Origin of the sequence: Bradyrhizobium sp. 76 (assembly GCF_023073025.1) — a bacterium.
Taxonomy (GTDB): Bacteria; Pseudomonadota; Alphaproteobacteria; order Rhizobiales; family Xanthobacteraceae; genus Bradyrhizobium.
Window position 1 is genome coordinate 426,501 of record NZ_JADPIS010000090.1, and the last position, 21,428, is coordinate 447,928.

15 protein-coding genes are annotated in these 21,428 nt (G+C 64.5%); 6 read left to right on the forward strand and 9 right to left on the reverse strand.

Annotated elements, in window-relative coordinates:
* Nucleotides 1-230: 230 nt before the first annotated feature.
* Nucleotides 231-1,583 (reverse strand): malonyl-CoA decarboxylase, encoded by a 1,353-nt coding sequence (locus IVB48_RS18605; RefSeq protein WP_027570588.1) that lies wholly within the window; start codon nt 1,581-1,583, stop codon nt 231-233.
* A gap of 180 nt (nt 1,584-1,763) precedes the next feature.
* A complete protein-coding gene (locus IVB48_RS18610; RefSeq protein WP_247287875.1) occupies nt 1,764-2,615 on the reverse strand; it encodes a helix-turn-helix transcriptional regulator in 852 nt (283 codons plus the stop codon).
* A 59-nt stretch (nt 2,616-2,674) separates the two neighbouring features.
* Here IVB48_RS18610 and IVB48_RS18615 point away from each other — a divergent pair, with 59 nt between their 5' ends.
* Nucleotides 2,675-3,847 carry an MFS transporter gene (locus IVB48_RS18615; protein WP_247287876.1) on the forward strand — a complete coding sequence of 391 codons (1,173 nt, stop codon included), beginning with the start codon at nt 2,675-2,677 and terminating at the stop codon, nt 3,845-3,847.
* A 434-nt stretch (nt 3,848-4,281) separates the two neighbouring features.
* A complete protein-coding gene (locus tag IVB48_RS18620) occupies nt 4,282-6,549 on the forward strand; it encodes a cation:proton antiporter (protein WP_247401511.1) in 2,268 nt (755 codons plus the stop codon).
* On the opposite strand, the gene IVB48_RS18625 is transcribed toward IVB48_RS18620, so the two are convergent.
* Nucleotides 6,546-9,704 carry a multidrug efflux RND transporter permease subunit gene (locus IVB48_RS18625; protein WP_247401517.1) on the reverse strand — a complete coding sequence of 1,053 codons (3,159 nt, stop codon included), beginning with the start codon at nt 9,702-9,704 and terminating at the stop codon, nt 6,546-6,548. The genes IVB48_RS18620 and IVB48_RS18625 overlap by 4 nt on opposite strands.
* 15 nt (nt 9,705-9,719) lie before the next feature.
* Nucleotides 9,720-10,913 (reverse strand): efflux RND transporter periplasmic adaptor subunit, encoded by a 1,194-nt coding sequence (locus IVB48_RS18630; protein ID WP_247401520.1) that lies wholly within the window; start codon nt 10,911-10,913, stop codon nt 9,720-9,722.
* 255 nt (nt 10,914-11,168) lie between these two features.
* Between IVB48_RS18630 and IVB48_RS18635 the strand changes: the two genes are divergently transcribed.
* Nucleotides 11,169-11,987 (forward strand): ABC transporter substrate-binding protein, encoded by an 819-nt coding sequence (locus IVB48_RS18635; RefSeq protein WP_247401523.1) that lies wholly within the window; start codon nt 11,169-11,171, stop codon nt 11,985-11,987.
* Nucleotides 11,988-12,023: 36 nt separating this feature from the next.
* Here IVB48_RS18635 and IVB48_RS18640 read toward each other — a convergent pair whose 3' ends face one another.
* From IVB48_RS18640 to IVB48_RS18660, 5 genes are all read right to left on the reverse strand, one after another.
* A complete protein-coding gene (locus IVB48_RS18640) occupies nt 12,024-13,199 on the reverse strand; it encodes a YncE family protein (RefSeq protein WP_247401528.1) in 1,176 nt (391 codons plus the stop codon).
* 153 nt (nt 13,200-13,352) lie between these two features.
* Nucleotides 13,353-14,426 carry a hypothetical protein gene (locus tag IVB48_RS18645; RefSeq protein ID WP_247401529.1) on the reverse strand — a complete coding sequence of 358 codons (1,074 nt, stop codon included), beginning with the start codon at nt 14,424-14,426 and terminating at the stop codon, nt 13,353-13,355.
* A gap of 41 nt (nt 14,427-14,467) precedes the next feature.
* A complete protein-coding gene (locus tag IVB48_RS18650) occupies nt 14,468-14,917 on the reverse strand; it encodes a cupin domain-containing protein (RefSeq protein WP_247401532.1) in 450 nt (149 codons plus the stop codon).
* Between the two features lie 77 nt (nt 14,918-14,994).
* A complete protein-coding gene (locus IVB48_RS18655) occupies nt 14,995-16,836 on the reverse strand; it encodes an ATP-binding protein (protein WP_247401535.1) in 1,842 nt (613 codons plus the stop codon).
* A gap of 140 nt (nt 16,837-16,976) precedes the next feature.
* Nucleotides 16,977-17,609, reverse strand: a complete 633-nt coding sequence (locus IVB48_RS18660; protein ID WP_027570599.1) for a cupin domain-containing protein — start codon at nt 17,607-17,609, stop codon at nt 16,977-16,979.
* A gap of 219 nt (nt 17,610-17,828) precedes the next feature.
* Between IVB48_RS18660 and IVB48_RS18665 the strand changes: the two genes are divergently transcribed.
* The 3 genes from IVB48_RS18665 to IVB48_RS18675 are packed head-to-tail and all read left to right on the forward strand — an operon-like array spanning nt 17,829 to nt 21,377.
* Nucleotides 17,829-19,520: a peptide ABC transporter substrate-binding protein gene (locus IVB48_RS18665; protein WP_247401538.1), complete on the forward strand. Its 1,692-nt coding sequence runs from the start codon at nt 17,829-17,831 to the stop codon at nt 19,518-19,520.
* 27 nt (nt 19,521-19,547) lie between these two features.
* The gene (locus IVB48_RS18670; protein ID WP_247401542.1) at nt 19,548-20,498 is read left to right on the forward strand and encodes an ABC transporter permease; all 951 of its coding nucleotides are present in this window, start codon (nt 19,548-19,550) and stop codon (nt 20,496-20,498) included.
* 3 nt (nt 20,499-20,501) lie between these two features.
* Nucleotides 20,502-21,377 (forward strand): ABC transporter permease, encoded by an 876-nt coding sequence (locus IVB48_RS18675; RefSeq protein WP_247401545.1) that lies wholly within the window; start codon nt 20,502-20,504, stop codon nt 21,375-21,377.
* The last annotated feature ends 51 nt before the right edge of the window (nt 21,378-21,428 follow it).

The window sequence follows — 21,428 nt, forward strand, 5'->3', positions numbered from 1 at the left end:
AACGACGGTGGCGAGGGTGATGTCTCTCCTGTCAGCGCCTAGACCGGGGACGGTGGTCTTGATGCCTCAGGTGTCACCACACACTCCGTCATTGCGAGCGCAGCGAAGCAATCCAGAATCTTTCCGCGGCGCGGTCTGGATTGCTTCGTCGCAAAAGCTCCTCGCAATGACGGCGAGAGTGCGTCGTCGGCTGCGTTCGCATTGACGATGTGGCGCGAGCCGGACGTCCCTTACGACAGCCGCATATCCAGCAGCCGTCGCCCTTCGCCCTTCAAGAGCTTCTTCACCGCGCTCGAGGCCACGACCTCGCCGTCATTGGCGTAGGCTTCGTGGTTCTTCTCGATGTCGTCGAGGCGGTAGAGGTAGTTGACCATCACGCCGGCGGACTCGCGCACGCCCTTGGGCGAGAGATCGCCTAACCAGTTGATGCGCTCGAGGCGGGCGCCGTTGCCGAGATGGAAGCGGGCGACGGAGTCGATCAGCTTGCCTTTCGGCGTGCGCGCCTTGAGGAAGTAGTGCGCCGCGAGCGGTTCGATCACTCCACGCAGCAGCGTGGTCGTCTCGGGGTTCTCGAACCATTTGGGATCGTCGAGGCGCTTCAGCACTTCGCGGTCCTCATCCGAAAGCGGCAAATCCTTGTCCTGCTTCACCCATGGCATGAAGCCCGGTACCGGCGACAGCGTCACGAAATTGTCGAGCTTGGGCAATTCGCGGCGCAGCTCCTCCACCACCTGCTTGATCAGGAAGCTGCCGAAGGAGATGCCGCCGAGACCGCGCTGGGTGTTGGAGATCGAGTAGAACACGGCGGTGCGGGCGCGCTCGATCGGGACGGAGGGGCGATCGACGGCGAGCAGCGGCGCGATCGCGCCGGGGATCGTCTCCGTCAGCGCGACCTCGACGAAGATCAGGGGCTCGTCCACCATTGCGGGATGGAAGAAGGCGTAGCAGCGGCGGTCGACCGGATCAATGCGGCGGCGCAGATCGTCCCAGTCGCTGATCTCGTGCACGGCCTCATAACGGATGATCTTTTCGAGGATGTTGGCCGGGGTCGACCAGTCGATCCTGCGCAGCACGAGAAACCCCCTGTTGAACCATGACGAGAGAAGATGCGAAACGTCGCGATCGAGTGCGGCGAGATCGGTGTGCCCGTTCCTCATGTCGAGCAGGTCGGCGCGCATCTTGACGAGATCCCCAGTGCCGCCAGGCGCGCGGTTGAGGCGGCGGATCAGCTCCTGCCGGCGCGGCTCGGAGGCGAAATGAAGCGCGCTGGCATCCTCGTCGGCCGGCTTGGCACGCCATGTCTCGATCGCCTTGGACAGGCGTTCCCGATCCGGGCCGAAATCGCGCACCAGGGCTTCGAAGAAAGCGCGACGTCCCGCCGCATCCAGCTCCTGGTAGATGTCGAGCACCTCACGCGCCATCGCCGTGCCCGACGCTTCGCCCCGGCCCGACAGCAGCGCGCCACAGAGCTCGATGAGCCCGTCGGCGTCTGGCTTGGTGTCGGCAGAATCCCCGCGGCGAAGCAGCGTGCGGCCGCGCTCGGAGATGGTGGTGAGCAAGTCGGAGAAGAAGGCGTTGGCCATCGGGGCTTTCGTGTCGGGTTTGTGCGGTGCGGGAATCTTACACGGGATTTGGGCGGAAGCCGATCACAATCAAGCGGGGGAATTTGGCAAGTTTAGCGGGGGCGTGCGTTTCGAAAACCCAAAGAAAGTTGTCATGCCCCGGCTTGACCGGGGCATCCAGTACGCCGCAGCTTTTCGGTTCTAGCCGCGCCGTCCCCGAGTACTGGATCGCCCGGTCAAGCCGGGCGATGACACCGAGTGTGTAGCAAACTCCGTCGGGGTCCGCCCCGTCACCTGACGGAACGCTGCGGAAAACGCAGGCACGCTGGCATAGCCGAGCTGGGTCGCGAGCTGCTTCACCGACACATTCGCATCGGTCGACAGCCGCTGGATCGCCGCCGCAATTCTTGCGCGCTGGCACCAGCTCTTGAAGCTCAGCTGCGTCTCTGTCGAAAACAGCCGCGACAGCGTGCGCGCGGAGGTTCCGACCTCGCGCGCCAGCGCGTCGATGTCGTGCAGGCCGGTGGGATCGTCGAGCACGATCATGGCCGCGCGCCGGCAGCGCGGCTCGTGTGGCAGCGGCACGAAGGTCGCGGAATCCTCGGCCTGGACCAGTTCCAGCATCACCAGCCGAACCAGCAGATCGGTCCGCTCCTCGGTATTTTGCGCCTCGAACAGCGCGAGGATCGCCTGGTTCAGCAGCGGCGACACCCGCACCACGAATTCCCTGGTCAGTCCCTCATGGCGCTGCTCGCGTTTCAGCCAGGCGAGGTCGAAATAGAGCGTGCGCATCTCGATATCGGCAAGCAAATCGATGGCGTGCTGGAGCCCGGCGGGGACCCAGACCGCGCGGTCCGGCGGCACCAGCCAGCGTCCCCCGGGAGTCGTCACCTGCATGGTGCCCCTGGCGGCATAGATCAGCTGCGCCTCGCGGTGCAAATGCGGATCGATCCGCATGCCCTTGGGGTAGTCGCGCGCGACCAGATGCACGCCCGCGGGCGAGCGATGGTTGCTCCGGACTGCCCGGAGGATTGGCGTCTCGACGACAGTCATTGGCAGCATCCCGTCATGCCCAAGACATATAACTCATTTCGGAGCAGGAGAGGATTCCCATGAACAGCCCCAGCCGGGTGATCAGTTTCGTCAACGCGGGCCATTTCATCGACCATTACGCGATGCTGATTTTCGCCGCCGCGGTGATCATCATGGGACCGGCGCTCGGCATGGCCTATTCGGAGCTCTTGCCTTATGCGACGCCGGGCTTCGTCGCCTTCGGCGCGGGCTCGCTGCTCACCGGCTGGCTCGGCGACCGCTGGAGCCGCCGCCACATGATGCTGATCTTCTTCGTCGGCATCGGCGCCTCCATGATCTCGGTCGGCTTCGTGCAGACCCCGGCACAGCTTGGCGCGGCGCTGTTCGCGATCGGCATTTTTGCCTCGATCTATCATCCCGTCGGCACCGCCATGATCGTCTCCTACGCTGACAGGCTCGGCCGCGAGATGGGCATGAACGGCGTCTGGGGCAATCTCGGCGTCGCATCGTCGGCGCTGGTCACCGGCGTGATCGGCCAATATCTCGGCTGGCGCTTCGCCTTCATCGTCCCGGGCATCGTCACCATCCTGATCGGCATCGCGTTTGCGATGATGGTCGTGCACGAGGACCGCAAGGGTTCGAAACAGGCGGCGGCGCAGGCGCGCGTCGCCAAGCAGGACATGTGGCGCGTGATCCTGTCGCTGCTGATCGTGGTGATCGCGATCTCGACGACCTTCAATGCCGTCACCGTCGCGCTGCCAAAGCTGTTCGCCGAGCGGCTCGCCGATCTCACCAAAAGCCCGGCGCTGCTTGGCGTCATCGCGGCCTGCGTCTATGTGTTCGGCGCGATGACGCAATACACGATCGGCCGGCTGCTCGATCGCTATTCGCTGAAGACGGTGGCGCTGCCGCTGTCCTTCATGCTGGCGCCGTTTTTGTATCTGGCCGCGAGCCTGTCCAATTTGCCGCTGATCCTGGTCTCGATCGGCATCGTCATGGGCGCGTTCGGGCAGGTCACGGTCAACGACGCCATGGTCGGCAAATACACCAGCGAGGAATGGCGCTCGCGCGCCTATGCCGTGCGCTATTTCATCGGCTTCACCGCCGCCGGCGCCTCGGTCGGCCTGGTCGCCTGGCTCTACGAGCAGGGCGGCTTCGTCACCATGCTGCATGCCTTCGCCGCCCTCTGCCTGCTCGCGATCGCAGCGGCGATCATTCTCCCGCGCGAGATCAGGACACCGCAGGCGGTGTGAGGGATCGGCGTGAGGCGCGCGCCCGTTTCAATCCCGTCATTGCGAGGAGCGTAGCGACCAAGCAATCTAGAATCTTTCCGGGGAGGGATTCTGGATTGCTTCTGCCTTCGCTAAAGCTTCGGCTGACAAATCGCTTCGCTCGCAATGACGGGGAGGTCGGGGCATGTCACGCCTGCCATTCGATGATGCCATCATGCCAGTGTTTTGCCCGACGGAGCAATCAGTTTTCGGCAAAGACGAAATATGATTTCGGCGCACACAAAATTTTCTCCAGCCTTTTCAACCTCATCTCTACTGTGCATGGGGTTGTTTTAGCGTTTTTTTGTGTTGCCCCTAACCCCCTGCAAGCGACAGGAACCCGCTGCGCCCACCGCGGGTTCTATCCCCGTCATCCCGGCACCTCGCCGGGGCAGATGAAGGGGGAAAATTCCTGCATGCAGTGGAGCCTGCTCCGACCGGTCGGCCTTGTCGCCGCGGCTCTCGTCCTCACCACTGTTGCGGCCAGTGCCGAGGGCGGCAAATCGGCCGGTCCCTCCGAATTCCTGCTGGTGGCCCAGATCGTGCTGTTGATCGCGGTCGGCCGCGGTCTCGGCGAGATCATGCAGCGCCTCGGCCAGCCCTCGGTGATCGGCGAATTGCTCGCTGGCATCCTGCTGGGCCCGTCGCTGTTCGGTTGGGTCTGGCCTGACGCACAGCACGCGATCTTCCCCAAAACGCCCGAACAGAAAGCGATGATCGACGGCATCGCGCAGTTCGGCATCCTGCTTCTGCTGCTGCTGACCGGCATGGAGACCGACCTCAAGCTGGTCAGGAAGGTGGGCAAGGCCGCGATCGCGATCTCGATCGCGGGCATCCTCGTGCCCTTCGCCTGCGGCTTCGCGCTCGGTGAATTCCTGCCGGACGCGCTGTTGCCGAATCCGCAAGCCCGCCTGGTTGCGTCGCTGTTCATGGGCACGGCGCTGTCGATCTCCTCGGTGAAGATCGTCGCGGTGGTGGTGCGCGAGATGAATTTCATGCGCCGCAACGTCGGCCAGATCATCGTCGCCACCGCCGTCATCGACGACACCATCGGCTGGATCATCATCGCCGTCATCTTCAGCCTGGCCTCGCACGGCACGCTGGATATCGCCTCGGTGGCGAAAGCCGTGCTGGGCACGCTGGCCTTCCTCGCCATCAGCTTCACCATCGGTCGCCGCCTCGTGTTCCAGCTCATTCGATGGGCCAACGACAATCTCGTCAGCACCGCCCCGGTCATCACGGTGATCCTGCTGCTGATGTGCGCCATGGCGCTGATCACCCATCTGATCGGCGTCCACACCGTGCTCGGTGCCTTCGTCGCCGGCATTCTGGTCGGGGAGTCCCCGATCCTGACGCGGCAGATCGACGAGCGCCTGCGCGGGTTGATCTCGAGCTTCTTCATGCCGGTGTTCTTCGGTCTGGCCGGCTTGAGCGCCGACCTCACAGTGCTGCGCGATCCCGATCTGCTGATGCTCACCGGACTGCTGGTCGTGATCGCCAGCGTCGGCAAGTTCGGCGGCGCCTTCGTCGGCGGAACCGTGGGCGGGTTGAACACACGGGAGTCGCTGGCGCTCGCAAGCGGGATGAACGCGCGCGGCTCGACCGAAGTGATCATCGCCACCATCGGTCTTTCGATCGGCGTGCTCAGCCAGAACCTTTTCACGATGATCGTCACCATGGCGATCGTGACCACGATGGCAATGCCACCGATGCTGCGCGCCGCGTTGGCGAAGCTGCCGATGAACAAGGAGGAGCAAGAGCGCCTGGAACGCGAAGAGTTCGAGAGGCGCGGCTTCGTCGCCAATCTCGAACGTCCCTTGCTCGCGGTGGACGAGAGCGTCAACGCCACCTTCGCCGCCCACATCGCCGGCCTGATCGCCGGCATGCGCGGCCTGCCCATCACCGTGCTGCACATCGGCAAGCGCGCCAAGGAGCAGGAGAAGGAGAGCGGCGAGGCGGAAAGCCCCGAAGCAGTGGTGAAGAAGGCCGCTGAAATCGTGTCGGCGCAGGGCGATGGCGATGCCGGCAACGTCGATGTCGTCACCCGGGCAAGGCGTGCGGAGCTCGGCGAGTCCATTGCCGACGAAGCGCGCAAGGGCTTCGATCTCCTGGTCATCGGCGTCGACAAGGTTGCTGCCGCCAAGGATCGCTTCGATCGGAGGATCGAGGACATTGCAGCGAAGTTCGAAGGACCGCTCGCGATCGTGGCGGCCAAGGGCAAGCACCTGAAGCAGCCGACGCCCGAGGCGCTCAACATCCTCGTTCCGGTCTCCGGCAGCGGCGTCTCCAAGCGCGGCGCCGAGGTCGCGGTCGCGCTGGCGCAGGCGGGATCAGGCTCGCTCCGGGTGATCTATGTCGCGACGACGCGCGACAAGGGCGCGCAACGCGGCGCCTCTCGTGGTCTGAGCCACGAGGCCGGCATCCTGAAGGACGCCAGCGATCTCGCCGCCCGCTACGACGTCGACATCACCACGACCTTGCGCGCGAACCGGGCGCCTGAAGCGGCGATCCTGCGCGAGATCGAGACCACCGACGTCGATCTCGTGGTGATGGGCGTCGATCGCATCCAGGCCGATCATCTCTCCTTCGGCGGCGTCGCCGACGCCGTGCTCAGGCAGGCGAAGGTCTCGGTGCTGCTGGTCTCGAGCGGTGAGGCGCGGCAGGTCCCTGCGGAGAAGGCCTAGGACTTCACCTCGGCCACCGCCACCGCCTTCGGGGTTTTCTTCGACGCACGCCAGTTCTCGAAGCGCTGCACCACCACGAAGAACGCCGGCACGAACAGCACCGCGAGGCAGGTCGAGGCCAGCATGCCCGAGAACACGGTGATGCCGATCGACTTCCGCGCGCTGGCGCCGGCGCCGGTCGCGATCACCAGCGGCACCACGCCGAGGATGAAGGCGAACGACGTCATCAGGATCGGGCGGAAGCGGGCGCGCGCGGCTTCAATCGCGGATTCCAGTACCGGCTTGCCGTCGCGGCCGTGCAGCTCGAGCCCGACCTCGACGATCAGGATGGCGTTCTTGGCCGACAGCGCGATCAAGAGGATCAGGCCGATCTGGCAATAGAGATTGTTGTCGATCTTCAGGGCATTGAGGATCAGCATCGGTCCGAGCAACGACAGCGGCACCGCCAGGATCACCGAGATCGGTGCGTACCAGCTCTCGTACTGGCCGGCGAGCACGAGATAGACCAGCAGCATGGCGAGCCCGAACACCCAGTAGATCTGGTTGGAGACGGCCTTCTCTTGATAGGACATCGCGGTCCATTCGAAGCCGGTGCCCGGCGGCAGCGTCTTGTCCGCGATTTCCTCCATCAGCTTCAGCGACTGGCCCGAGGAGTAGCCTTGCGCGGGCAGGCCGATCACGGTCGACGACGGATAGAGATTGTAAAGGCTGATCAGCGAGGGGCCGGTGGCCGGCGTGATCGTGGCGACGGTGCCGATCGGGATCATGTCGCCGTTCGAGTTGCGCACCATCATGTTGGCGATGTCGCGCTCGGTGACGCGGAAGGCGGGATCGGCTTGGGTGTAGACCTGGAACACGCGGCCGAACTTGTTGAACTGGTTGACATAGGACGAGCCGAGGTAGGTCGACAGCGCGGCGAACACCTGGTCGGTCGTGACGTGCAGGGTCTGGGTCTTGATGCGGTCGATCTCGACGTTGAACTGCGGCACCGACGAGCGGAACGAGGATTGCACGCGCTGGAGCGCGCTCTGGCTCTGGCCATTGCTGACCATCGCGCCCGTGATGGCCTGGAGCTTGGCGAAATCGCTGTTGCCGTCGCGCAGCTCGACCTGCATCGAGAAACCGGCGGCGTTGCCGATGCCCTGGATCGGCGGCGGCGGCAGCACCAGCGTGCGCGCCTCCATGATGACCGCGAGCTTGTCGTTCAGCCCGTAGACCAGCGAGCGCAGATCTTCGCCCGGTCCTTTGCGCGCGTCCCAGTCCTTCAGGATGATGTAGGCGACGCCGGCATTGGCAAGGCTGGCGCTGTTGTCGAGCGCGGAGATGCCGGCGATGGTGATGACCTGCTGGACTCCCGGCGTGTCCTTGATCAGCTCGCTCGTTCTGTCGAGCACCTTCTGAGTCCGCTCCAGCGCGGCACCGTCGGGCAGTTGCACGGCGGCGATCAGGTAGCCCTGGTCCTCGATCGGCAGGAATCCGGTCGGCACCCGGGACAGGCCATAGCCGCCGATCCCGATCAGCACCAGCGCGAACGCGACCGAGATCGTGGCATGCCTGCACAGGAAGCCGATCAGGCTCGTGTAGCCGCGCTCGACGCGGTTGTAGACCGCGTTGAAGCCGCGATAGAAGAAGTTGCGCTGCTCCGGCGGCACCGTCGGCCGCAGCCACAGTGCGCATTGCGTCGGCTTCAGCGTCGCCGCGTTGATGGCGGACAGAAGCGCGGTCGCGGCGATCACCAGTGCGAATTGCGAATAGATGCGGCCGGTGAGCCCGGCGAGGAACGAGGCCGGCAGGAACACCGAGATCAGCACGAGCGTGATGCCGACGATCGGCGCGAACAGCTGGTCCATCGCCTTGATCGCGGCGTCGTGGCCGTTCATGCCCTGCTCGATGTTGTGAGCCGCGCCTTCGACCACGACGATGGCGTCGTCGACGACGATGCCGATCGCCAGCACGATCGCGAACAAAGTCGACATGTTGATGGTGAAGCCGAGCGCCGCCATGGCGGCGAAGGCGCCGATGATGGTCACCGGCACCGTGGTCGCCGGCACCAGCATCGCGCGCCAGTCCTGCAGGAAAACCAGGATGACGACCAGCACCAGCAGGCCGGCCTCGATCAGCGTCATGTAGACCTCGTGCACCGAGGCCTGCACGAATTTGGTGGTGTCGAACGGCGTGTCGTATTTCATCCCTTGCGGGAAGGCCTTTGCAAGCTCCGCCATCTTCTTCTCGACGGCCTGCTCGACCTGGAGTGCATTGGCGCCTGGCGACTGGAACACGCCGATGCCGGTGGCCGGCTGCTTGTTCAGGGAGAAGATCTGGCTGTAGGTCTGCGCGCCCAATTCGACCCGACCGACGTCGCGCACCCGCGTGACGTCGCCGCTGGTGCCCGATTTGACGATGATGTTCTCGAACTCGGTGGTGTCGTCGAGCCTGCCGTTGACGTTGAGTGTATACTGGAACGCCTGTCCCGGTGGTGTCGGCGGTGCGCCGACTTGGCCCGCGGAGACCTGCTGGCTCTGCTGCTGGATCGCCTGGATGACGTCCTGCGGGACCAGACCACGGACCTGCAGCTTGTTCGGATCGAGCCACACCCGCATCGAATACTGACCGGCACCGAACACGGTGACGTTGCCGACGCCGGGCAGGCGCGAGAGTTCGTCGCGGAGGTTGATGGTGGCGTAGTTGCTCAAATAAAGGCTGTCGAACGTCTTGTCGGGCGAGGTCAGCGTCACGAACAGCAGGATGGACGTCGACCGCTTCTGCACGGTGACGCCCTGGTTCTGCACCGACTGGGGCAGTTGCGACAGCGCGCTGGAGACGCGGTTCTGCACCAGCACCTGCGCGAAGTTGAGGTCGGTGCCGATCTTGAAGGTCACGGTCAGCGTATAGGTGCCGTCGGAGCCGCTGTAGGACTGCATGTAGAGCATGTCCTCGACGCCGTTGACCTGTTGTTCGATCGGCAAGGCAACCGTGTCGATCACAGTCTTGGCGCTCGCGCCGGGATAGCGGGTCGTGACCTGCACCGTCGGCGGCACCACGTCGGGATATTGCGCGATCGCGAGGTTGAACAGCGCGACGCCGCCGATCAGGATCATCAGCAGCGCGATGACGTTCGAGAGGACCGGCCGCTCGATGAAGAACTTTGAGATCATGGCAGGCGCTCCTACTTACTTGGCAGACGCCTGCGGCTGCTCGATCTTCGTCACCTGCGGGTCGATCTTCTGGCCCGGAATCACCCGCAGCAGCCCTGCGATCACCACGCGATCATCCGGCTTCAAGCCGCTTTCGATCACGCGCAGGCCGTTGTCCACGGGACCGATCTGCACCTTGCGCTGCTCGACAACGTTGTCGCCGTTGACGACGAGGAGATAGCGGCCGCCCTGGTCGCTGCCGAGCGCGGTGTCGGGCACGAGCAGGGCGTCCTTCTCTTGGGTGAAGGGCACGCGAACGCGGACGAAATAGCCGGGCAGCAGCACTCGCTTGTCGTTGGGCACGAGACCGCGCACCGCGAGCGTGCCCGTCGACTGGGTGAGGGTCGGGGCGACATAGTCGAGCTTGCCCTCATGCGGATAGCCGGCCTCGGTCTGCAGGCCGACTTGAATCGGAAATTGCTTCATGTCGGAGGCGGTGAGCCCGCGGCGAGCGGCCTCGGCACGGATGCGCAGCACGTCCTGCTCGTTGACTGTGAAGTTCACATAGATCGGATCCATCGCGACGATGGAGGCGAGTTGAGTCGGGGAGGAGACCCCGACGAGTTCGCCGATCGAGACCATATGCGCGCTGACGACGCCGTCGAATGGTGCGCTCACCTTGGTGTAGCCGTAGTTGACTTCGGCGAGGCGGGTGTTGGCCTGGGCCTGCTGGAGGTTGGCCTGTGCGTTGTCGCGGTTCGAGGTCGAAGTGTCCAGGGTCGCCTGCGAGACCGCCTGGCGCTGCACCAGTTCGGCCTGCCGCTTGAAGTCGGCTTCCGCCTGCCGGAGCGAGGCCTGCGCGCCGGCCTCGGCCGCCTGCGCCTGATCGAGCTTGAGCTTGTAGGTCTCAGGCTCGATCGTGAACAGCTGGGTGCCTTGCTTGACGAACGCGCCGTCCTGGTAATCGATCGATTGAAGGAATCCTTGCACGCGCGCGACGAGATCGACATTCTTGACCGGCGCGGTGTTGCCGGTGGCCTCGACATACCGCGTCACCGGGCGCTGCACCGGCGCGGCGACGTCCACCTTGGGCGGCGGCGGGGCGACGAACGTATTCTTGTCCTCACAGCCGGCGAGGATGGCAACGGCCGCGACGGCGGCCACAGTCGGCCCGACATGCCTCCAGGCCCCGATGCGCTGTGCTGGTGATGCGAGATTCGCGCGCGTCATTCGGTGGCCCCGGTTGCTATCTGTCGGTGCGGCAGGCTACCAACAAACACCCGGCCATGGAACACCATAGCCATGGCAGTCAGCGGCCTTGAACTGCAAGCGGCGGTGTGGCCTTTGACGGGGTTTGTCATGACAAACCGCTTTTCATCGCGCGCACGATCGACCACAATTATCTCAAAGGCCGAGCGACGACGCGCGAAGCGTTCGGAACGAACAAGAGAAGAATAAAAGAAGAAAAGGTCGGGAGATCATGACATGCCCACGTCTCTCCAGTCGGTCCTTAAGTCGGTCCTTGCCGGCCTCGCTCTCGCCGCGGCCGTTGCCATGCCCGCGCTAGCCGATGGTCTGAAGGACGAGATCGCACCGACCGGCAAGCTGCGGGTTGCGATCGCAATCAGCCCGGCGGGCGGTGCATTCTGGTCTACCAAGACCGAAGCCGGTTATGCCGGCGTGCCCGTCGATCTCGGCAGGGAGATGGCCGCCCAGCTCGGCGTCCCCGTAGAATATGTCGTGCACCAGAATTCCGGCCAGATCACCGATGCGGCATCGAAAGGCGCTCTTGAGAAAGGTGCTTGGGATGTCACCTGGCTCCCCAAGGATCCCGAGCGCGAGACCAGGATGATGTTCGGCCCGATCTACGAGGTCGCGGACGCCACCTACATCGTGAAGGCCGGTTCGAACATCACCAGTTTTGCCACGCTCGACCAGTCCGGCATCAAGGTCGCGGCCGTCAACGCCACGACCACGATGCGCGGCGCGGTCGCGCATCTGAAGAACGCGAAGGTCACGGGCTATCAGACCTACGACGAGATCTTCGGCCTCCTCAGCAGCGGCGAGATCGACGCCTTCGCGCTGTCGCGCGACCAGCTCAACAAGATGGCGCAGAAGATCCCCGGCACGCGCGTGCTCGAAGAGACGTTCAAGAAGACCGTCACGGCCGTCGCTGTCCCGCTCGGCCGCAGCCAGGCTTTGGCGTTCGTGAGCAAGTTCATGAACGAGGCGGTGACGAACGGCACCTTGCGCAAGGCCTATGACAACAACGGCCTGAAGGACACGCCGATCCGCACTGAATAAGACGGCGGCGCAGGATGGCTGCGCCGCGCTCCGGCCCTACGGCTCCGCGGTGCGGATGCCCGCGGGGCTCACTTGCATCTTGAGCGTGGATGTCTTGTTCAGCGCCTTGCCGTCGAACGAGAAGGCGATCAGCTCGTTTTCGACCATGCACTGGGCCACGACATATTTGGAGTCCTTGGACCACACCGTGCCCTGGCACCAATGGCCGATCTTCGCTTCCGTCACCGGGGTAAGGTCAGTGCCCGAAATTTTGTAAACCTTGAGCAGGCCGAAATCGTTGAAGAATGGCGAGGCCGGCGGCTTGTTCGAGCCGTTCATGACGGTCACGGCCACATGGCTGCCGTCCGGGGACATCTTCACGGCTTCCGGCGTCTGCCCGACGGTGACCGTCGTGACGACGCGGATCGGCTTCGCCGTCATGTCGATCAGGCTGATCGTGTCGTTGTCGCCGCCACTTGCGCCGACATTACCGATGATTGCGGTGGCGCTTCCGGTGAGGTCGATGTCGTAGGGGCGGATGCCCGCGGAGAGATCGCGCTTGGCGTACTCGACCTTGCTCCCGTCCACAGTCAGAAGCGAGATCTTGCTGTCTCCGTCGCGCGTGACCAGCGCGGTCGCGCCGTCATGGGAAAAGACGGCGTGGCTGGGTCCTGATTTGGCGTCGCCGAGCTGGATCTTGCCTGCCGCCGCAAGCGTGCTCCCGCTGATCGTGAAGACCGAGACCGTGCCTTCGCTGCGGTTCGCGACCAGTGCCAGCGTGCCCGCGCGGTTGATCGAAACGCCGGCAGCGCCGGCGCCGGCTTGCAAGGTCGCCAGCACTTTGGGCGGCGTGGATTTCAGGTCGATGACCGAGAGCTTGTCGTCAGGCACCGTCTTGGCCGGATCCGCAGGATCGAGCTTCATCGCGCCGGTGACGAGGGCGACCGCGCCATCCGGCGCAATGGCCACGCTCGGAGGCGGGCCGACGACGCTGGCCGGGGCGGGCACTTCGCCGAGAAGTTTCAAGCCACCGTCGGTGAAGTCGATGACGCTCACCGTGTCCGGCAGCGGCTGCTTGCGCACTACGGCGCTGCCGTTCTCGAGCACCATCTTGCCGTCATTGGCCGTGACGACGATCTCGGCATGCGCGGCGAAATTGGCCAGGCCGGCCAGCGATGTCGAGATCAAGGCCCATGCGGCACGGTGCGTGCGCTTGCGAAGAGCGGCTGTCATGTGTCCCCCCGAGATTTGTTCTTGTCCAGAGAAGCTAAATGCACCGGGCGCAGGACGCAATGACCAGGCGGCGACCGTTTGCCTTTGAAGACGCCGACGGACGGCTACAAGGCGGGAGCTAGCTCTCACCCGCGTGCCACGCGGCGACGCCCCTCAACGCGGCTTGATCTCCGCATATTTCGCCATCGCCTTCTCGAACTTTCGCTTGAACAGCCACATCGCGCCAAGGATTTCCCGGAAGCTTGCCGAGGTGCGCGCCCGGTCGGCCTGTCCGAATGCGAAGATGCTGTTGTTGCGCAGGTGCTTCATGATCGTCGGACTGGACACCCTGTAGTTCAGGAGATCGCCGGACTTGAGCGCCGACCGCGTCGGCGTAGGAACGATCTGGATCAGCTCGAACAGCTTCATCTGGTCTATCGGGTCGGGCAGCGTCTTCACGATTCCCGGGATCTCCCGGAAAACATCCGCATGCGCGTTCATCAGGCCGTCGCGCACGTTGGTCCAGTGATTGAAGCGATGATCGGTGCCGCGGGCGCGCGCCTCCTCCTTGTCGTCGCGCGCGCTCAACCCGGGATCGGCGGCCGCGATCTCGGCCTTGATGGTCTCCCATTTCCTGCGGCCGTTGCGGTCCTCGGATGGGCCGGTCTGGAAGCTGCCCATATAGGTGTTCGAGCGCCCGTTGCGGACGTTCTGCTTGCCGTTGGTCTCGGCGAAGAACAGCCCGAGGCTGATCCGGCCCGCGGCTTCGGCGTGGTCAGGCGCAAGCCCCTTGGCGCGCGCGATCGCGACCGCGAGATCGACTACGTCCTTGAACGGCGTCGCCGAGTTCTGCGCCCCGGCCGGCGGCGCCTCCATGATCTCGAACAGCTTTGAGTATTCGTCGACCAGCGGCTCGATGTCGGCATCGAAATAGGCCGGAGGTATCTCGAACTTGTTGGGCCTGCCGATCCGCGACGGCATGGCGTCGGTGAGATCCTTGTAAGCACTGATCACGGCGACGCGTGCCAGATACAGCGCCTGGCCCGGCAGGTTCGGCAGCGGCTGCTTGGCGTCGATCTGGCGGCGCCGCTCGGCCAGAATCGTCTTGAAGTCGCCGAGCGTACGCTCGTAGTTCGCAACCGCCTCCGATTGCCTGGCAGTGAGCGTTTGCGCCCGGCACGGGACCAGCGTCGTAAGGAGCAGCCCAAGCGCTGCGATGATTGCGAGGAGTTGACGTCGTGCAGGCATGGCCGGTTCCCCCAACGATTCGTCGGTCGGGGGATCGTAGCCTAGTCGTTGGCTTCGGGCGGCAGGAAGTCGACCTCGTGCAGCGCCGAGATGCGCACGACCTCGGCCGCGTCGGTCAGGTCATGGAGCTGATTGAACAGCGCCTCCAGTTTCTGCATCGGCGAGACCCAGAACAACGCACGGGCCGGTTTGTCGGATTTGTTGAAATAGCCGTGCGGGATGCCGCGCGGCAGGCGCACGAGGTCGCCGGCGTGGGCCTTGACCCATTTGCCGTCGAGCTTGAGGTCGAGCGTGCCTTCCTGCACCAGGATGAATTCGTCCTGGGTCGGATGGATGTGCACCGGCACGAACTGGCCGGGATCGCTGTTGGTCTCGAACGCGAAAGTGGACTCGGTGACGGCCTTGGGGAAGTAGACCTGGCCGAGGATGTTCCAGGTCTTGCCGCCATAGCCCGTACCGTTCGCGGTGATGCCTTTTTCGAGTGACGTCATGGGTCGCCTCCAATGGGATTGTAACTGACACGGAGTGTTGCGCAGCAGCCATGCGCTGTCCATGCGCAAGACGCGCCCTAACGCCTGTCGCGTTCAGCGGCCTGCCTGCGCAGAAAGCCTTCGAGATCGGCCTGCACCGAATAGGGCGTCGGGATCGGATCGCCAACCGCGTCGACGGCGGTGTCGAGAGAGCGGCGCAGCATGCGCGCGAGTTCGGCCTTCCGATAGGGCTTTGTCAGAAGCGGCGCGCCCTTGGTGGCGCGTCCCTGCGCATGCGGAGCGTCGTAGGCATAGCCCGACGTGAACAGCACCCTCAGCGAGGGGCGCGCTGCCACCATCTCGTCGGCGAGCTCTCGTCCATTCAAGCTGCCGGCCATCACGATGTCGGTGAAAAGCAGGTCGAAGGGCGTGCCTTCGGCCGCGATGGCGAGTGCCTCGGCCGCATTGGCGGCCGGGATGACCTTGTAGCCGAGGCTTTCGAGCTGGACCGTAACGTACTGGCGGACGTCGCGGTCGTCCTCGACACAAAGGATGGTTTCCGTCCCGCCCACGACCTTGCGCTCGTCATAGCCGGTCGGGCGAAGCGTGCTCGCCTCCGCCTTCGGCAGGTAGATCGTGAAAATCGTGCCGCGTCCTTCTTCGGAAGCGACCTTGATGCCGCCGCCGGACTGCTTGATGAATCCGAACACCATGCTGAGCCCAAGCCCCGTGCCCTTGCCGACGTCCTTGGTCGAGAAGAAGGGATCGAAGATCCGCTCGAGAATGGCCGGCGGAATGCCGGTGCCGGTGTCGGCTATCTCGATCTCGACATAGTCGCCGGCATAGCCGGCCCCGACCGCCACGGCCTCGCGGACGCCGAACACGACGTTGCGCGTCGTCAACGTCAGTCTGCCGCTGTCCAGCATCGCGTCGCGGGCGTTGATCGCGAGGTTGAGAAGTGCCGAGCTCAATTGGCCGCGATCGACGAGGGCGAGCCAGATGTTGCCGTCGAGCCGGGTCACGATCTCGATCTTCTTGTCGAAGGTTGCCCGAAGCAGCTTTGCGAGCTCTTCGAGCAGTTCGTTGACATCGCTCTCGGCCGGCTTGAGCGCCTGCTTGCGGGCAAAGGACAACAGGCTCGACGTCAGCGCGGCGCCGCGGTCGGCGGCGTCGCTGATCAGCTTGGTGATGGTCGCAAGCGGCGGATTGTCCTTCACGGCGTCGGCGAGGATCTCGATCGTGCCCGTGATTACGGTGAGCATGTTGTTGAATTCGTGCGCGATGCCGCCGGTGAGCTGGCCGATCGCCTCCATCTTCTGGGCCTGGATCAGCTGCTCCGCGGCGGCGCGCTTCTGGGTGACGTCCTTGACGAAATTGTTGATGAGGGTGCGCCCCCCGATGCGGAGCGCCGTGCTGGAGGCCTCGATCAGGATCTCGTCGCCCTCCCGGTGCAGCAGGGTCGCTTCGAACCGGATGCCGATCGGCGTATCCGACAATTCCGGCAGCAGCCGCATCATGCGTTGCCTGAAGCCGTCGCGCAGCGGCTCGGCGATGAGGAGGTTGACGACGTCGGTGCCGAGCGCCTCCTTGCGCGTCCATCCAGTCAGGGCCTCGGCCTGAAGACTCCATTCCAGCACGATGCCACTCTGGTCGGTCTGAATGAAGGCGTCGAGCGCGGTCTTGATGACGGCTTGCGTCATCTGCGCGCTGGCCTGCGCCTGCTCGGTCAGTAGCGCGGCGGCGCGTTTTTCCTGCGCGGTTTCGATCGCGCGCGTGCACAGACGAGCGAGCAGGACCGCAGTGGCGCCGCTTGCGAGCAGGGCGACGATCTGGGCAATGCCGAACCCGGTTCCGGTCGCGGCATAGGAGACGAGGAGAGCCGCCGCGGTCACGATGACCTGCGCGGCCATCGCGAGTGTCAGAAGCCCCCTGAGTTTCATGGTCTCACACCAACGCGTCAGTCGCGGCCCCCGTGGCCGCCCTGTCAATGTCCGGCTCCACGTCAGCTACAGATGTGAGCTACAGATTCCGCGCGGCGGCGTCGAGGGGCAATTTGCGGTGGTGCCGGGTTGGCGGCGCTTCAACCTGCCGGCGAATCGGTCTGGCGCAGCGTGGTCACCCAGATCACGCGGGCCGTCTGCTGGGTCGGGTTGTCGAACATGTGCGGAACGATGCTCGGAAAGCGAAAGCTGTCGCCGGCCTCGAGCAGATGGGCCTGGTTGTCGAGCCACAGCCGCAGGCTTCCCGAGAGGATATAGCCCGCCTTCTCGCCGGTGTGCTGCAGGAAATCGGTGCCGGACGAGGCGCCGGGATTGAGCGTGAGCTCGTAGAGTTCGAGCTGGCCTTTGTCTGCCGGCGTCAGCGCTTCCTTGACCACGCCGCTGGCCGTGAGCCGCAGCAGGCGGCGGCTGTTCTTGCGCACGATATAGCGCTGCACGTCGGCGGGATCGGTGGTCTCGAAGAAATAGGAGATGGGAACGTCGAGCGCGATGCTGAGCAGGCGCAACGTCCGTATCGACGGCATGGCACGCGCGCGTTCGAGCTGGCTGATCATGCCGTTGGAGAGGCCGGTCTTGTTAGCAACGTCCTGGATCGAAAGGCCCGCACGCTGCCGCAGCAGCCGCACGGTCTCGCCCAGGCGCTGGTCGACGGCATCGTCGGCCTCGGTCGCCGGGGCATCCTTCGGATCGCTGATCTCGCCGCGACCATCCATGTCGCTCTCCCGTGCATCATCTCAGCCCCGGACAACGACGGTCTGGAGCTTCAGTCGAAGTGAAAAGGTCGCGCATCCTAGCAATGCGATTGACAGCTGTATTTAGTCGTGATGAACTTTTGATAGAAAAATTTAGAAGCACTAAAGCCCACTCCTGTCCCTTTGCCGGGGATCTCGGGGCGCGGGAGACGGTGCCGCGTGCGACAACGGAGAGTGGTCATGGCGGACGACACCGGGAAGTTCGGCGTTGGGGCACTGCATCTTGGCAATCCGAACCGCCGTCAGATATTCCAGCTCGGCGCGGGCGCCGCGGCGGGATGGACGCTTTCAGGCCACGCATTCGCGCAGACCGAACGCCCGACCAATCCGCCGGACAAGCCGCGCGGACAGGTGATCGCGGCGCTGTCGCAGGAGCCGACGGTCTTTCATCCCCTGATGCCGGGCATCGAAGTCGATCAGGGCATCTGGTGGCAGGTGTTCTCGCCGCTCTGGTTCATCGATCCCGACGGCAAGTTCGTTCCCGACCTCGCCCGCGAAGTCCCGACCCTTGAGAATGGCGGCCTGTCGGCCGACGGCCTGACCTGGAAGATCAAGCTCCGCAGCGACGTGAAATGGCACGACGGCACGCCGTTCACGGCCGAGGACGTGAAGTTCTCGCTCGAGCTGATCGCTAATCCCGATTTCCGCGCGCGCAGCCGCGTCGGCCATAGCCTCGTGAAGGACATTAAGGTCGTCGCGCCCGACGAGATTCACTGGCGCATGGAAGCTCCCTATTCGCCCTACATGTCGATCCTGGGATCGCTGACCTTCATCGTGCCAAAGCACATCCTGGAGAAGGTGACCGATCCGAACGCCTCGCCGTTCCACAACGCGCCTGTCGGCACCGGACCGTTCCGCTGGGGCGAGCGCGTGCCGGGCGACCACATTCAGTTGAATGCTCACACCGGCTATCACGGCAAGGGGCCGTACGTCGAACGCGTGGTGTTCAAATACATTCCCGATCTCACCGTCCTGTACACTCAGTTCCGCACCGGCCAGGTCGACTACACCGGCCTGCAAGGCATTCTGCCAAACTTCGTGCAGGAGGCGAAGACGCTGAAGGGCCGCAAGATCTTCGTCTCCTCGACGTCGTCGGTGGAGCACATCGCGCCCAATCTGGAGTTCGGCGCGTTGGCGGACCGCACCGTGCGCGAGGCGCTGTATCTCGCGATCAACAAGCAGGCGATTATCGACGCGCTGAACTACGGCTTGCCGACGCAGACCGAAAGCTTCGTGCCGCAACAGGCCTGGTCGTTCCAGCAGGGACTGCCGCAGCACAAATACGATCCGGCCAAGGCTAACACGCTGCTCGATGCGGCCGGTTGGGTTCGCGGCGCCGGCGGGGTGCGCGAGAAAGGCGGCGTGAAGCTCGAATTCACCAATTCAACGACGTCGGGCAATGCGGTGCGCGAGCAGACCCAGCAGTTGCTGATCCAGGACTGGCGCGCAATCGGTGCCGCGATGCGCGTCAACAACATGCCGGCCGCGGTGATCTGGGGCGACTTCTGGCAGCAATCGAAATTCAACTCGGTGATCGTGGGGGTGAATTTCATGCTCGGCAGCGACCCCGACGTGACGCCCCGCTTCGGCTCCGGCGCCATTCCTGCCAAGGGTGGCCGCGGCTACAACACCTATCAGTATCGCAACCCGGAGGCGGATCGACTGCTCGCCGAAGGTGCCAAGCAGTTCGATCTGGCGCAGCGCAAGACGACCTATGGCAATCTGCAGAAGCTCATCCGCGACGACCTCGCGATCCTGCCGCTGTTCCAGGGCTTCATTGCCGAAGGCGTGAAGGAAGGACTCCAGGGTTTCCGCCCCAACATCAACATGTCGATCAACTGCTGGAACATCCGCGAATGGTATTGGGCCTGATGGTTCAGGTGCGCGAGATCGCCTGAGATGGCCCGTTACGTCGCCAATCGCCTGGCGCAGGCGATCATGTTGCTGGTGATCGTGTCCGCGATCGGCTTCGCCATCCTGCATCTGGCGCCGGGCGGCCCGCTCTCGCAATTCGCGGCGTCCGCGCAGATGACGCAGGAGGATCTCGATCGCGTCACCAGGCAGCTTGGCCTCGATCGTTCGCTGCCGATCCAGTATCTCGACTGGTTCGGCCGGATGCTGAGGGGCGATTGGGGCCGCTCGTATCGCGACGGCGAGCCGGTGCTGGCGGTGATCTCGTCGCATCTTGGCGCTACTCTGGAACTGATGGCGACTGCGACCGTCATCGCGGTCCTGCTCGGCTGCTGGATCGGTGTGCTCGGTGCGCTGCGCCGCTATTCGCTGTTCGATTCGCTGGCGACCGTCGGCGCCATGATCGCATTGTCGATCCCGACCTTCTGGTTCGGCCTCGTCACCATCTATGTGTTCTCGGTGAAGCTCGGCTGGCTGCCGGCGGGCAACCGGCAGACCGTCGGCGATGGCTCGCCGCTCGATCTGCTTCATCATCTCATTGCGCCGGCGCTGGTGCTGGCGCTGGTCGAGACCGCGATGTGGGGCCGCTTCATGCGCTCCTCGATGCTCGAAGTCATCAACCAGGACTACATTCGCACCGCGCGCGCCAAGGGCATGCCGGAATGGCGAATCCTTACGGTTCACGCCTTGCGCAACGCGCTGCTGCCGATGATCACGGTGGGCGGCCTTCAGTTTCCGACGCTGCTCGGTGGTGCGCTGGTCGCCGAGACCGTATTCACCTGGCCCGGCATGGGCCGGCTGTTCCTCGATTCCATCGGCTACCGCGACTATCCGGTGGTGATGGGCATCCTGATGTTCTCGGCGATCATGGTGCTGATCGGATCGCTGCTCGCCGACATCCTCTATGCCGTCGTCGATCCGCGCATCCGGGTGGGCTAGGCGATGACGAGCGCAGCCCTCACGACCGTTCAGCTCGCGCCGGGCCAGGCCGCCTGGCGGCGCTTCCGCCGGCACCGGCTCGCGCTCGCGGGCGCGTTGATCATTCTGCTTCTCATCCTCGGTTCGGCATTCGGCCCGTACCTCCTGCCGTTCGACGACACCTATATCGACATCATGAAGCGGTTCGCACCGCCGCTGTCGGGCGCGCACATCCTCGGCACCGACGAGCTCGGCCGCGACGTGCTGGCGCGGCTGATGATGGGCGCGCGTGTCTCGCTGTCGATCGGCTTCGTCGCGATGGTGATGGCGATGGCGGTTGGCATCGTCGTCGGCGCCTTCGCCGGCTTCTATGGCGGCGTGGTCGGCGCGGTGCTGATGCGGCTGGTCGATGCGATGCTGTGCTTTCCGACCATCTTCCTGCTGCTTGCGCTCGCGGCGCTCATCGAGCCCGGCTTCGTCACCACCACCGTGCTGATCGCGGCAACCGCCTGGATGTGGGTGGCCCGCGTCGTCGAGGCCCAAGTGCGCTCGCTGCGGGAACGCGAGTTTGCTGTTGCTGCACTCTCGTTCGGCTCGTCGAATCTGCGGATCATGTTCCGCGAGCTCGTGCCCAACGCGGTCGCGCCGATCGTGGTGGCGGCGACGCTGAACGTCGCCAAGGCAATTCTGTTGGAATCCTATCTCAGCTATCTCGGTTACGGCATCCAGCCGCCGGCCGCGAGCCTCGGCAACATGCTCAACAACGCGCAGATCTATCTCACCAGCGCGCCCTGGCTTGCGATTGCGCCGGGTCTCGCCATCACGCTGGCGGTGACGAGCTTCAACTTCCTCGGCGACGGCCTGCGCGACGCGCTCGACCCGCGGATGAATATCCCATGATCTGCAAACTGGCGACGAGCCGAGCTGTCTCGATCGAACTGAATATCTGGA

Excerpts from the sequence above, each read along its gene's own strand:
- IVB48_RS18605 (WP_027570588.1), bottom strand. The coding sequence starts at position 1,583 with ATGGCCAACGCCTTCTTCTCCGACTTGCTCACCACCATCTCCGAGCGC.
- IVB48_RS18610 (WP_247287875.1), bottom strand. The coding sequence starts at position 2,615 with ATGACTGTCGTCGAGACGCCAATCCTCCGGGCAGTCCGGAGCAACCAT.
- IVB48_RS18615 (WP_247287876.1), top strand. The coding sequence starts at position 2,675 with ATGAACAGCCCCAGCCGGGTGATCAGTTTCGTCAACGCGGGCCATTTC.
- IVB48_RS18620 (WP_247401511.1), top strand. The coding sequence starts at position 4,282 with ATGCAGTGGAGCCTGCTCCGACCGGTCGGCCTTGTCGCCGCGGCTCTC.
- IVB48_RS18625 (WP_247401517.1), bottom strand. The coding sequence starts at position 9,704 with ATGATCTCAAAGTTCTTCATCGAGCGGCCGGTCCTCTCGAACGTCATC.
- IVB48_RS18630 (WP_247401520.1), bottom strand. The coding sequence starts at position 10,913 with ATGACGCGCGCGAATCTCGCATCACCAGCACAGCGCATCGGGGCCTGG.
- IVB48_RS18635 (WP_247401523.1), top strand. The coding sequence starts at position 11,169 with ATGCCCACGTCTCTCCAGTCGGTCCTTAAGTCGGTCCTTGCCGGCCTC.
- IVB48_RS18640 (WP_247401528.1), bottom strand. The coding sequence starts at position 13,199 with ATGACAGCCGCTCTTCGCAAGCGCACGCACCGTGCCGCATGGGCCTTG.
- IVB48_RS18645 (WP_247401529.1), bottom strand. The coding sequence starts at position 14,426 with ATGCCTGCACGACGTCAACTCCTCGCAATCATCGCAGCGCTTGGGCTG.
- IVB48_RS18650 (WP_247401532.1), bottom strand. The coding sequence starts at position 14,917 with ATGACGTCACTCGAAAAAGGCATCACCGCGAACGGTACGGGCTATGGC.
- IVB48_RS18655 (WP_247401535.1), bottom strand. The coding sequence starts at position 16,836 with ATGAAACTCAGGGGGCTTCTGACACTCGCGATGGCCGCGCAGGTCATC.
- IVB48_RS18660 (WP_027570599.1), bottom strand. The coding sequence starts at position 17,609 with ATGGATGGTCGCGGCGAGATCAGCGATCCGAAGGATGCCCCGGCGACC.
- IVB48_RS18665 (WP_247401538.1), top strand. The coding sequence starts at position 17,829 with ATGGCGGACGACACCGGGAAGTTCGGCGTTGGGGCACTGCATCTTGGC.
- IVB48_RS18670 (WP_247401542.1), top strand. The coding sequence starts at position 19,548 with ATGGCCCGTTACGTCGCCAATCGCCTGGCGCAGGCGATCATGTTGCTG.
- IVB48_RS18675 (WP_247401545.1), top strand. The coding sequence starts at position 20,502 with ATGACGAGCGCAGCCCTCACGACCGTTCAGCTCGCGCCGGGCCAGGCC.